The 12,256-nt window shown below is 46.5% G+C and carries 14 protein-coding genes and 1 pseudogene; 5 read left to right on the top strand and 10 right to left on the bottom strand.

The annotated features are described in order from the left end of the window. The 7 genes and pseudogenes from BLR50_RS07200 to rlmD all read right to left on the bottom strand — a co-directional run. On the bottom strand, nt 1–268 hold a 268-nt coding region (locus BLR50_RS07200; protein ID WP_162840358.1), incomplete at its 3' end, for a helix-turn-helix domain-containing protein. A gap of 110 nt (nt 269–378) precedes the next feature. Further along, nucleotides 379–684 carry a ferritin family protein gene (locus tag BLR50_RS07195; protein WP_092640030.1) on the bottom strand — a complete coding sequence of 102 codons (306 nt, stop codon included), beginning with the start codon at nt 682–684 and terminating at the stop codon, nt 379–381. Between the two features lie 38 nt (nt 685–722). After that, nucleotides 723–1,217 (bottom strand): rubrerythrin family protein, encoded by a 495-nt coding sequence (locus tag BLR50_RS07190; protein ID WP_092640040.1) that lies wholly within the window; start codon nt 1,215–1,217, stop codon nt 723–725. Between the two features lie 327 nt (nt 1,218–1,544). Next, nucleotides 1,545–1,703: pseudogene (locus BLR50_RS14710) on the bottom strand (4Fe-4S binding protein); the annotation flags it as partial. 5 nt (nt 1,704–1,708) lie between these two features. Beyond that, complete coding sequence (locus BLR50_RS07180) at nt 1,709–2,377, bottom strand: rubredoxin (protein ID WP_092640028.1); 669 nt, start codon at nt 2,375–2,377, stop codon at nt 1,709–1,711. A gap of 48 nt (nt 2,378–2,425) precedes the next feature. After that, nucleotides 2,426–3,319 (bottom strand): GGDEF domain-containing protein, encoded by an 894-nt coding sequence (locus BLR50_RS07175; RefSeq protein WP_092640026.1) that lies wholly within the window; start codon nt 3,317–3,319, stop codon nt 2,426–2,428. A 316-nt stretch (nt 3,320–3,635) separates the two neighbouring features. Continuing rightward, nucleotides 3,636–5,084 (bottom strand): 23S rRNA (uracil(1939)-C(5))-methyltransferase RlmD, encoded by a 1,449-nt coding sequence (gene rlmD / locus BLR50_RS07170; RefSeq protein ID WP_341465414.1) that lies wholly within the window; start codon nt 5,082–5,084, stop codon nt 3,636–3,638. A gap of 122 nt (nt 5,085–5,206) precedes the next feature. Here rlmD and BLR50_RS07165 point away from each other — a divergent pair, with 122 nt between their 5' ends. Beyond that, nucleotides 5,207–6,142, top strand: coding sequence for a polysaccharide deacetylase family protein (locus BLR50_RS07165; protein ID WP_092640022.1), 936 nt, complete (start codon nt 5,207–5,209; stop codon nt 6,140–6,142). 111 nt (nt 6,143–6,253) lie between these two features. On the opposite strand, the gene BLR50_RS07160 is transcribed toward BLR50_RS07165, so the two are convergent. Continuing rightward, nucleotides 6,254–6,577 (bottom strand): DUF1540 domain-containing protein, encoded by a 324-nt coding sequence (locus BLR50_RS07160; RefSeq protein ID WP_092640020.1) that lies wholly within the window; start codon nt 6,575–6,577, stop codon nt 6,254–6,256. A gap of 322 nt (nt 6,578–6,899) precedes the next feature. Here BLR50_RS07160 and BLR50_RS07155 point away from each other — a divergent pair, with 322 nt between their 5' ends. From BLR50_RS07155 to BLR50_RS07145, 3 genes are all read left to right on the top strand, one after another. Continuing rightward, on the top strand, nt 6,900–8,006 hold the full coding sequence (locus tag BLR50_RS07155) for a hypothetical protein (RefSeq protein WP_092640018.1): 1,107 nt from the start codon (nt 6,900–6,902) through the stop codon (nt 8,004–8,006). A gap of 207 nt (nt 8,007–8,213) precedes the next feature. Continuing rightward, on the top strand, nt 8,214–9,464 hold the full coding sequence (locus tag BLR50_RS07150; protein ID WP_092640016.1) for a DNA polymerase Y family protein: 1,251 nt from the start codon (nt 8,214–8,216) through the stop codon (nt 9,462–9,464). Continuing rightward, entirely contained in the window at nt 9,461–9,697 is a 237-nt protein-coding gene (locus BLR50_RS07145) for a hypothetical protein (RefSeq protein WP_092640014.1), read from the top strand. The genes BLR50_RS07150 and BLR50_RS07145 overlap by 4 nt, the downstream gene beginning before the upstream one ends. 37 nt (nt 9,698–9,734) lie before the next feature. On the opposite strand, the gene BLR50_RS07140 is transcribed toward BLR50_RS07145, so the two are convergent. Beyond that, complete coding sequence (locus tag BLR50_RS07140) at nt 9,735–10,613, bottom strand: PhzF family phenazine biosynthesis protein (protein ID WP_092640012.1); 879 nt, start codon at nt 10,611–10,613, stop codon at nt 9,735–9,737. A 199-nt stretch (nt 10,614–10,812) separates the two neighbouring features. Here BLR50_RS07140 and BLR50_RS07135 point away from each other — a divergent pair, with 199 nt between their 5' ends. Next, a complete protein-coding gene (locus BLR50_RS07135; RefSeq protein ID WP_092640010.1) occupies nt 10,813–11,052 on the top strand; it encodes a thioredoxin family protein in 240 nt (79 codons plus the stop codon). Between the two features lie 59 nt (nt 11,053–11,111). Here the strand turns inward: BLR50_RS07135 and BLR50_RS07130 are convergent, their stop codons facing one another. Next, entirely contained in the window at nt 11,112–12,230 is a 1,119-nt protein-coding gene (locus BLR50_RS07130) for a THUMP domain-containing class I SAM-dependent RNA methyltransferase (RefSeq protein WP_092640008.1), read from the bottom strand. Nucleotides 12,231–12,256: the final 26 nt, after the last annotated feature.

The raw sequence follows: 12,256 nt of genomic DNA, 5'->3' as shown, positions 1-12,256 counted from the left end.
TTTTTTCGCAGATAGTGTGCAGACCACATCCGCCAGCAAGATATTCCAAGACAGCTTTCTTCTTTAATTCGGAGCTGTAAACGCGGTTCTTTTTTGTCGGGGCAAGACCCAAAGCACCCTCCTGTCGATATATCCGAGCCCATCTGGCTATTGATGCAGGTGCAACCTTGGCTCGTCTGGCGGCTTCCTCTCTTGAAATTTTCCCAGATACATACTCTCGAGTGATTTTAACTTTTTCAGTAACCTCTATTTTAGATTTTTGTGGCATAAAAATACTCCCTTCATGATGAACAGTGTTTGTTATTTCACTGTCTCTCATAAAGGGAGCATATCACAAATTAGCGTAGGGTGCCTTGTTTCACATATCTTTAAGCTTTGCTATTTCGTCAACTTTTCAATTTCCTCTTCTACTTCTTCAGCGCCTTCGGCATAAAACTTTTCTTCGTCGGGGTCAAGTTCCTTTAATAGTCTTAAAAACTCACCAGCATGAACTCTTTCTTCATCGGCGATATCCTTCAAAACCTCGATAGCCAATTTGTTGTCGGTTGATTCTGCCAATTGCATGTAAAGCTGAATGGCTTCATATTCTGCGGCAATCATAAACCGAATGGAACGAATCAGTTCCTGGTCACTGATTTTACGCTCTTTCGCAAGTCCAGAAAAGGGATGTCCAAAGTCAGGCATATTTTTTACCTCGTAAAATTTTTATCTATCCAACAATATTAATACTTGATAAACTTGTCCCCCGGAACGCCGCAAATGCTACATTTATCCGGTTGAAATTTCTCAATATTTCCGCAGACGGGGCAGAGGTAATAGAAAACCTCCTCCGTTTCGTCAAGGTTGTCCAGCGCTTCCTGATAGAGTCTCGCATGAACCTCTTCGGCTTTCATCGCAAAGGTGAAAGACATCAGTGCCGCCTTGTTTCCTTCCGCTTCGGCCTGTTTCACAAAATCAGGATACATATCCCTATACTCATGGGTTTCTCCCGCAACGGCGTCTTTCAGATTCTCGGTTGTTGAGTGGATTTTTCCCGCTACCTCAAAATGCTTTAAGGCATGTAAGGTTTCAGCGTCAGAAGCAGCCTTGAAAAGTTTTGCTGCATTGATTTTTCCGTCTTTTTCAGCTTTTTTGGAATAAGCCAGATACTTTCTGTTTGCCTGAGCTTCTCCGGCAAATGCCTCCATCAAATTGTCAAAAGTTGTTTTTTCGCTCATTTCTTTATCCTCCTCATTTTTACTGAATGCCTTTAACAATTTTTCCACAACCTCTTTCGGAAACTCATCTGGTTGCTTTTGGTCGAGAAGCGACCGCAAAAACGCCAGAGCGTTATCCCCTTGAGGAAGCATATAGCCCGCTTCGCGGATAATATCCTCCGCCATAATGTGGTTAGATTTTTCAATGGCGGCAGCCAGTTTTCCCGGCAATCCGGCGGCGATCATCTCTTGCTCCGATTTGCTGCGCAAAAGGGAATTTAAAGTGCTGACGACCACTTCGGTTTTAGGCTGCTGCGGGGGATACTCTACCGGAACCATCGAAATCGCGCCGGACAGGCAGGCGTCTGCACAATCTCCGCAGCCTATGCACTTTGAAACATCAATAATACTGTTTTCTGTATCTGTTGCTCCGGTTGGACATACATAGAGACACAGACAGTCCTTTGTGCATAAGCGAATATTCCTTACCGCATATTTCTTAGACATTCTGATTACCTCCCTTCGATTTTTTCAAACTTCCAGTTTGGTACCTTGCACACAGGACAAATATCAGGCGGGGTGTCTCCTATGTAGACAAAGCCACAAATTGTACAAACGTAAACACCAGTATTCTGAAGCATCGCTTCGCCTTCTTTTTGATAGCTGGTCAAAAGCGACTTCAAAATGCGCGTGACTTTCTCACTCCAAACCAGCGCTCGTAGTGCTCCGCGATCTTTGACATCGGATACTACGGAATTTGCATGCGGGAAACTCTCTTCAAGGTCTTTTTCGATTAGAGCAATTAGCTTGTCAAAATTAGGGTTTTTGGCAGGTGCCGATACTGTCTTAAAATATTCAGCCAATTCAGTAAAGAGGGCCGCTTCCTGATGCTTATACTGTTTTTCGCAGCCTCGCGCCAGATTAGTACAGAGTGCACTAATCTCCAGTGGAGACATCTCCTTCATGTCTGTGGACGACTCAATTGTAGATATTGGCTTTTTCTCTTCAGGTGCTACAGGTTCACCCTGCTTCTCAAATTCCGCTTTTGCTGCACCGCAGAGAGGGCAGACCCAATCTTCGGGTAGTTCTTCCCACTTTGTGCCCGGTGCGATGCCTGCTTCTGGAATTCCATTTGCCTCATCATAGACAAATCCGCAGACAGAACATGCATATTTTCCCATATCATTACCTCCTCCATCTTGTAATAAAATTTCAATCCCATTTATTTTTTAATATTCAACTCTATTACGTCCGTTACTTTTAGCCAAATACAGCTTTTCATCAGCATGTTTTATCAACTCGTCAATGCTCTCACTTTCTGGTGATTTTAAGTAATGAATACCGAAGCTTGCAGTTATGTTAAATTGCTTGCCATTATATTCGATTACAGATCTTTCAATTGACTTTCGCATACATTCGGCTGCTGACTTTGCAGTTTCAAGATCAGCTCCAGGCATACAAATCAAAAATTCTTCTCCACCATATCTTGCTACCCAGTCGCTTCCTCTTTTAATACATCCGGATAATGTTCGGGCAACATTTTTCAACGTCTCGTCACCGGCAAGATGTCCGTAATTATCGTTAACGGCTTTAAAATGGTCAATATCAGTCATAATAATAGATATTTCTTTTGATAAAAGCGTAGCGTTCAAAAGATCAACAGGTAGCTTTTCTATAATATATCGTCGGTTATACAGCCCCGTAAGTTGATCTTCAAAAGCAAGTTTGTTCATACTATCAATAAGCGCATGAATTCCTGTCAATTCATTACCCTTATCGTCAAGCGATTCAAAAAATAAACTGTTTGTAATATCTTTGAGAATCTCGACTACAACCTTTCTGTTATCTAAAATATAGGGGACTGCAGTCACTATGTATGTTTTGTCTTTGTTATACTCAATTTTTACATATGTCGTGTTGTCGTTATAAGCCCTCATGGAGATGCAATTATCGCACACTTTGTTTTTACCCCAAAAATCAAAACAGTGGATGTTGTTAATTGGAACCTCCTTGTTTCTGTACTCAATAACTCTTTTTTGTAAAGGATCTACAATTCGCGTAAAATCACTGAGTTTACTAAATAACTCACCATTGGTTAAATAATCATTAATATTATTTTCCATACATACCTTCCTTTGTAAAAATTATAATTTCCTATCCATGAACATAAACAATAGAAACGTAACAAAAATCATGGATAAATAACAGATACATTCAACCCGACCACACAAGCCCGGGTTTTTCAAAAAACATCTAAATCGACCACACGCGAACCTCTGACATCTAAACTGACTACTCGCCAAGCACTGACATCTAAATCGCTCTGTCACAAGGTTTTAAGCTCGTTTTGACATGTTCCCTCGAAGTAAGAATCAGGCAATTTCCGAGCGGTGGTTTTTATGGCAAAAACCTTGAAATGCCCTTATTTCAAGCCCTTTTTTACGGCTGATTTTCAACCCTTGACATCAATACCACGCACTCGACGTGGGCCGTCCTCGGAAACATATCCACTGCCCTAGCTTTTTCAGCCTTATACCCCAGCTCCTCCAGCTGCTTTAAATCTCGCGCGAGGGTGGCCGGATTGCAGGATACCATTATAATCCGTGAAGGGTTCATGCGTACAACGGCACTTAGGCACTCGTAATCACTGCCCTTGCGCGGCGGGTCAAGAATAATGATATCCGGTTTTGTCCCGCGTCTTTCAAGCTCCAAGGCAGCACCGGAGGCATCTGCGCACAGAAATTCACAGTTGCTAAAGCCATTGAGTACGGCGTTTTCGCGGGCATTATCCACCGCTTCGGGTACAATCTCTACCCCTATCAGCTTATTTACCTTGCGTGCCATTGAAAGGCCAATGGTGCCCGCTCCGCAGTAAAGGTCAAGCAGCAGGTCGCTTTCATTGGGCTGGGCGAATTCCTCCACGGCTTCATACAGGCGTTCTGCGCCCAGACGGTTTACCTGATAGAACGACAGCGGCGAAAGCCGCACCTTCACCCCGCGCAGGATATCGGTGATGGTACCGCTGCCGTAAAGGGTGGTGCACTTCTCCCCTAGTATTACGTTTGTATCGGCACGGTTATGGTTCAGAACAATGCTTTTCACCTGCGGATGCTTTTCTGTAAGCGTTTGAATAAGCATATCGGCATGGGGCAGATTTTTGCCGTTGATAACAAGACAGACCATCAGTTCCCCCGTAGCGCCCGCATAGCGCAGGTAAATATGCCGCAGTAGGCCGGAGCCGTTCTCTTCCTTGTATGGCGGGATTTTATATCGGTTTGCAAACGCAAGCACCTCGTTGGTTACCTCTTCGAACAGCTTCGGTTGAAGAGTACAATCGGTGCAGCTTATCAGTCGATGGCTCCGCTGGGCAAAGAAGCCCGCGATGCAGTGTCCGTTTTCATCAGCGCGCACCGGATATTGTGCCTTGTTCCGGTAACCTTCCGTCTGAGGGGACGGGATAATCATTTGTTCTTCAAAATGCAGGCCGCCGATGCGCTTTAATGCATCAAAAACCTGCTTTTTCTTTATGTTTAGCTCGGCCTCATAGGACATATGACGATAGGAACAGCCCCCGCAGCGGGAAAACACCGAACAATCGGCTGTTATGCGGCCTGCGCCGGGGGCAACAATCTCCTTAACAATCCCGTAAGCGTAACTTTTAAGTACCTTCGTAATATGAACGCGAAGGATATCTCCTACAACCGTCATCGGCACAAAAACGGCAAGGCCGTCTGCACGGCCAACGCCGTTGCCCTCGTTAGTGATATCCGTAATCTCCAGTGGAATAATATCATTCTTCTTTAAAGTCATCGTTTGTTCCATCCGTTCATCAATGAGTACACTTCGTAAGAAGCGGAAAAAGCTTAAGTCTATTACCAATATTACCATAAATATTACCCATTTTAAAGGCTTGCCCTTGCTCATGATTGCATATCTCTAAACATATGATTTATTACTTCTATCTTTTGCGCTTTTATTTCAGGGTAATAACATAAGAAGGGGATTGCACCATGAGTATTCGGGTAAACGGCAGATTGATTGCCGTTATATGCGCAATAGTGGCTGTAGTTGTAATGATAATTGCGGGCGTATGGATGACCAGCAGCAAGGCAACAGCAAAGTCGGCGCTGGATATTACTAATCGCATCTGCGTGCCGATACTAACCTACCATTCCATCCAACTGCAGAAGGATGGACTCGGAGATTTCAGCATCCTGCCCTCGGAGCTTGAGAGTGATCTTATCTATATCCGCGAAAACGGCTATACCGCTATCCACCTGAAGGACCTTACCGAATACTGCTATAAAGGCACTCCCCTGCCCAATCAGCCGATTATCCTGACCTTTGACGGTGGGTTTGAGAGCTGCTATAAAATTGCTTTCCCTCTGCTTGAAAAATACGAAACGAAGGCGGTTTTCTCGGTTGTTGGGGCTGATATTGACAAGGCCAGTGAGCAGCCGGTAGGTACCACCGCGTTTATGCGTTGGAAGGAACTGCGGGAGGTTACCGAATCCGGCCTTGTTGAAGTGGTAAACCAAAGCTATAGTCTAAACAGCTACAAGGACGGTACACGCAAGGGCATCGCAAAGCTAAGGAAGGAATCATTGGCGGATTACAAAGCGGTATTAGAAGGCGATATTGGCCGAATGCAGGAGGAGACCCGCGATAAAACCGGCATTCTACCCGTTGATTTTAGCTACCCCTATGGGATTATCTGCCGTGAGTCGGTAGATATCATCAGCGAGATGGGGTTTGCCGCTACCCTGAGCAGTGAGCCGGGAGTAAACTATCTTTCCGGCAGCCCCGATGAGTTGTTTGGCCTTCGCCGGAACAATCGCCCGCACGGCATGGAAAGTGAAGAGGTTTTTGATAAAATGTATCGCGTAAAGGTGGCCTTCAACAGCATCAAACCGGTAATAACCTACGATGTACAATACGACAGCTAAACACTGCTTTTATAGGCTTGAATTATTAGGATGATAACAGTAAGCGGCGGGATGTTCAGAACACCCGCCGCCTGTTTGTTGATTTAGCACTGCCTGTATAGTACTAATTGACTAATCGCGCCTGAAGGTGGAGCAAAGAGTATCCTCGTGCGATTCGGCATCCTCTCCGGTAATTTCGATTTTATCGGCTGTGCAGATATGCTGCGTATTGTAAACACATTTTTCAGCCATGCAGCTTACACCTACCTGCTGCTGCGGAACGGAATGCTGAGCTTCAACCGAATTGGTAAAGCCCTCCGCCTTGGGGTAAAAGCTTTTACAGCTGGTTGAATCCTGCGCATCTGCCTGCCTGCCGTCTACCTGTATCTTCTCTTTGCAGCAATAATTATCGTTATAATGAGCACAGGTGGAAACCTCGCAGAATAATTGCGGCATAGTTTATTTCTCCTCTCAGTTTTTAACCGCGGCTCAAAAGGCCGACAAAACTATTGTTTTCTTTCCCTGCGTAAATATACGAAGATTAAGATTGGCATTCGACTTTATTGTTTATGGTTTTATTCAAATTTTATCTGTATGAGAATCAAGAAAGGAACCAATTTTAGATTTTTGAATATTCTGGACTGTACAGTTCTTTACATTTTACTGGGCCATGTTTAAAAGTTAGATTTAAACGGTTTTTCGTTCAAATTCGTTGCAATTCGCAGATGGCTTTTTAAACATTGCCTATATACTGACCAATTGGGTGGAGGGATGATTCATGTGCAACGGCGGAAGTTCTTCCGCAAATTTTTTTCTGGGAGCGGTTGCGCCGCAAGGCTTTATTTCGCGTTACGCGCAGTGTTATAACATAGAAGACGACGGATACACTTACATACTAAAGGGTGGCCCTGGGCTTGGCAAAACCGAGTTTATCAAAAAGCTGATAGCACTGCTTTCCAAATATGATGATAATATCGAGCTTATACACTCTTCCTTGAACCCTGATTGTTACGACGGCGTATTGTTTCACTCCCTGCGGGCCGCGGTAATGGATGGCACTTCCCCCCACGTGCTGGAACCCCGTTATTATGATGCCTTTGAAACCATTATTCCGCTGGGCGAATGCTGCAACAAGGAGCTTTTGCGTGACAGGCGTGAGGAGATTCTGGCCCTCACCGATAAAAGCACGCAGCTGCTGGAACGAAGCGTTCGCTTTATCTCGGCCACCGGCTCGCTGTTAAACGATACCTATCGTTTGGCACTCAACTGTACCGATGAGGATAAAATTGCCTCCTTTGTGGCAAGGACATTGCAAAAAGAGGTAAAAGCACGCAAAAACATACCCGGGAAAGAGCGTTATCGTTTTTTAAGCGCTGTTACACCCAGCGGTGTTATGCGGTTTGACAGTACAATCTCGTATTACTGCGATAAGGTTTATGTCTTTGATGATGAATTCGGCGCCGCCTCAAATATCGCGCTGCATAAGCTGCGCCACAGCCTGACGGAAAGCGGCCATGAACTCATCTGCTGCTACTGCCCCATCTCTCCTTTTGAAAAGATCGAACACATCTTGGTACCAGAATTGCGACTTGGCTTTGTAACCTCCAACAAATGGCACTCCTTTGATTTTGAAGACAGCCGAACGATACATGCACGGCGTTTTACAAGCCTTGAAAAGCTCTCGGTACGCAAGCAGCGTATCTCGTTTAACCGCCGCGCGGCACAGGAGCTTAGCGATGCAGCTTCCTCTGTGCTGCAGCAAGCCCGTGAGGCGGAGGAGGAGCTTGAAAAAATCTACCGTACCGCAACCGATTTTGATAAGATTAACGCCTATATCGGCAAAACCGCGCAGGATATTCTGAGTATGAACCATATTAAAGGTTAGCCTTGCAGTACTCTTTTAAAAGCCGATTCTTTTCCTATGCCATAGCGGATAGGCGAAGAATTGGCTTGTTTGTTATATTCATTTCCGGAATTTGTATCATAGAAATGATTGACTTTAGTACCTCAGAGACGTATAATAAATGCGATAAGAACATATGTTCTAATAAGGGTTTTAAGTAAGCTGTTTGTCGGAAAGGCGTGTTCGTCGATGAAAAGATCGATTCTGCACATCGATATTAATAACTGTTACGCCTCTATTGAGTGCCTGCACCGCCCCGAGCTAAACGGTCTCCCCGTAGCGGTAGGTGGCAGTGTGGAGGCCCGGCACGGCATTATTCTTGCCAAAAACGAGATTGCGAAACGGTTTGGCGTAAAAACCGGCGAGGCTCTGTGGCAGGCCAAGCAAAAGTGCAAGGACCTTGTAGTGGTACCGCCCAACATGCCGCTCTATGCCCGCTTCTGCACACTTGCAAGGCAGATTTATCTGGAGTATACCGACCAGATGGAGCCCTTCGGCATGGACGAGGCTTGGCTGGATGTTACAGGCAGCGGCATCTTCGGTAACAGTGAGGAGATCGCGCAAACCATACGCGAACGCATTAAAGAGGAGCTTGGCATTACTGTTTCGATTGGTGTTAGCTTTAACAAGGTGTTTGCAAAGCTTGCCAGCGATTATAAAAAGCCCGATGCCGTAACGGTGATAACAGAACATAATTTTAAGGAGATTGTCTGGCCGCTGCCAGCTTCCGACCTTCTTTTTGTGGGCAGAGCCGCCGCCAAAAGGCTGGGGGGGTACGGCATACACACCATCGGAGATATCGCCCGCCTACAGCCACAGCTTCTGGAAGGGATATTGGGCAAGTGGGGCTTGATGCTCCATGCTTATGCCAATGGGTTGGACTCCTCCCCTGTACGCAGGATCACCGACCAACCAAGGGAAATTAAATCCATCGGGAACAGCACCACCACGCCGCGCGACATCAAGAACAACGAGGATGTGCGGCTGGTAATCTACATGCTCGCGGAGAGCGTTTGCACACGGATGCGCGCACAGGGATTTTACGCCAAGACCGTCGTGCTTTCGGTGCGGGATGTAAACCTTCACTCATTTGAGCGCCAATGCAAACTGGAAAACCCAAGCTGCCTTTCGGGAGAACTGGCCCTGAAGGCCTATGAATTATTACAAAAAAACTACAACTGGTGTAATCCTATCCGAAGCATCGGGGTTCGGGCCTGCGACCTGATGTACCATGACGACTGCCTGCAGCTCGACATCTATACGGATGAGGAGAAAAGGGTAAAGCGTGAATGTATTGAAAAAACGGTGGATACCTTGCGCAGCCGGTTTGGCGACACCAGCATACAGCGTGCCCTTCTTTTAAGTGACAAAAAGCTGATTGGGTTGGACGGAAAAGAGGAGCAGGATGTCTTTAACGAGTACGGAGGCGATTTGTTATGAAAAAGGTTTATGTTGACGTGACAGCCTCGTTTACCCGTGACGGAGTAATTATTCCCCAAGCGATACGCTGGGAGGATGACCATATCTTTTATATCGACCGGGTGCTGGATATCCGGCGCGCTGCGGCGCAAAAAACAGGTGGAGCGGGAATCCGCTACACCTGTAGGATTGCAGGCAAGGAGGCCTACTTGTTTTTGGAACAGAACCGGTGGTTTGTGGAGAGTAACAGATAATATAAACTAAACAGTTAGCAGGTCTTCAAGGCTGAAATTAGAGATAATAAACCCCCGAAATCCGCTCGGCAGCACCGCCGCCGAACAGTACCCGGTTATTTAACGTTGCAAGCCGCACGGTGTTATAAATTACCCCCGCTGCACCCTGCTCTACAGCTGCGGCTTCACCGTTCCAAAGACCCTGCCGAAGCATATAATAACCGAACGCACTGTTGCCCGAACCGGTGGCGGGATCTTCAAGATAACCGTATCTGGGCGGGAATACGCGGGTATGCGCTATAAACTCGGGTGCAGCGGTTTCAAGTGAAAATATAAGTACGATATCAATCTTATTTTCTTCACATAATTGCTTCAGCGGTTCAAAATCGGGGGTTATGGCAATCTCGGTAGCCAGCGATAATATCGGTACAATGAGTGTTTTCATCCCCGCACCGACAACCTTTATGGGCAGCTGAGGGTTTAGCTCCTCTTTGCGGATTCCGAGCCTTGCCGCCGCAAGCTCCGCAGATATGGCTACCTCGCTGTACTCCGGTTGAGGGGCTGTGATATAAACCGCGTCCTGCTCTTTAATACGGTTATATACCGTAAGGCTGCCCTGCAGGTTTGTCTGTATCTCTATCTCCGGCTTTTGGATTAACCGGGGTGAATTTTTAATTAAGCTATGCATACAGGCGATGGTTCCATGCCCGCAGAAGGGCACCTCACTCTCAGAGGAATAGTAGGTAAGATGAATGCCGGATGGTGTCTCGCTGCAGTATACCATCTCGGAAACGAAATACTTATGGGCCACTGCTATCGAAAGCATCTCTTCGTGGGTAAGCTGCTGATCCTCCTTTAGATAAATGCAGGCCGCAGGGTTGCCTAAAGAACCGGCAGATGTAAATGCGTCTACCTTTTTGTAGGGGTATTCTCTCATAAGAATGCTTCCTTTCCGCAATGCTGTTACTATTGATTTCAGATTATACCATCCCAAGTGATTCTATGCAATGGTTCCTGAATAAACCATGGCTTTCACTATATTTCGGGTTGACAATAGTATAGAAGCTGTTTATAATAATATATAGAATTTTTTCTATATGTATAAATTGTAAACTAAGAATGGAGTATGATGTGATATGACCATTAAGGTTTTAGGCCCCGGGTGCAAGAACTGTGTTTCACTGGCCGAAAACACCAAGGCTGCCTTGGAACAGCTCGGCATGCAGGCAGAACTTATTAAGGTAACCGATTTTAAGGATATTGCGGCCTATGGGGTGATGTCTACCCCCGCGCTGGTGGTGGATGAGCGCGTGGTTTCTTACGGAAAGGTATTAAAGCCCAAAGAGATAGCCAATATACTGGAAAAGTTGAGATAATAACTATGTGAACGCCCCGCAGCTGGTATCTGCCAGCTGCGGGGCGTTTTTAGGTTGTTCTATTTAAAGTACATATACAGCTGGCATTTAATCATGCCGTTATATAGCTTACGGCGCTTATCTGCGGGGCGGCCAAACAGCCGCTCAAACTCTTCGTGGGGGGAGATGATATAATAACTGGTACGCGGACGTTTCTCAAACATGCGGCCCATAACCTTGTATAATTCCTCGGCCTGCTTAATATCCAGCAGACGCTCGCCATAAGGCGGGTTGCAAAGCACAATAGCGCTTTCGGTTGGAATAGTAAAATCCTTAATATCTGCAACCGTAGCTTTAATGCGGGATATCACACCGGCCTTTTTGGCATTGCCGGTGGTCAGCGCTACTGCATCGGGCAGGATATCGCTGCCGTAGGCGGCAAAGGAGGCGTGGCGGTCAATAGACTCCATGGCGCGCTCACGCTCCCGCTTCCACACAGCAGCGCTGAAACAGTCCCAACCCTCTGCCGTAAAATGGCGGGAAATACCAGGCGCAATGTTAAGCGCATAGAGAGCCGACTCAATTAAGAAGGTGCCCGAGCCGCAGAACGGGTCATATACCGTGGAGCTTCCTTTTACACGCGCAAGATTCGCAATGCCTGCCGCAAGGGTTTCCTTGATGGGAGCTTCGGTGGCATCCTTGCGGTAGCCGCGCTTGTGAAGCCCAGCGCCGGACGTATCCAGCATTACGGTAACCTCGTCTTTAAGGATGGAAAACTGTATTTGATGAATGGGGCCGGTTTCTTCAAACCAAGACTGGTGATAAACGCCTTCCAGCCGCCTTACCGCGGCTTTTTTGATGATTGCCTGACAGTCTGGGACCGAATGCAGCTGAGAATTGAGTGACCATCCCTTTACCGGAAAGGCATCCTTCTTACCGATAAACTCCTCCAGCGGTAGCTGTAAAACACCCTGAAACAGCTCTTCAAAGCTGCTGGCCTGAAAGGTGCCCAGCACAATCAGTACTCGTTCGGCGGTACGCAGATAGAGGTTCGCGCGCGCAACATCCTCTTCGGAGCCTTCAAACAACACTCTGCCGTTTTGAGCCGCTACATTCTGCCCGCCGAAACGTTTGATTTCATCGGCCAGAATGCCCTCCAGGCCAAAGATGCAGGGGCACGAGATGGTAAATGGTTTCATGGGTTTTTATCCTTTCAACTGCCAAA

It is taken from the genome of Acetanaerobacterium elongatum (assembly GCF_900103835.1).
GTDB classification, from domain to species: Bacteria; Bacillota; Clostridia; order Oscillospirales; family Ruminococcaceae; genus Acetanaerobacterium; species Acetanaerobacterium elongatum.
The sequence above is the reverse complement of the archived record's forward strand: the minus strand, read 5'-3'. Positions and strand labels throughout refer to the sequence as shown.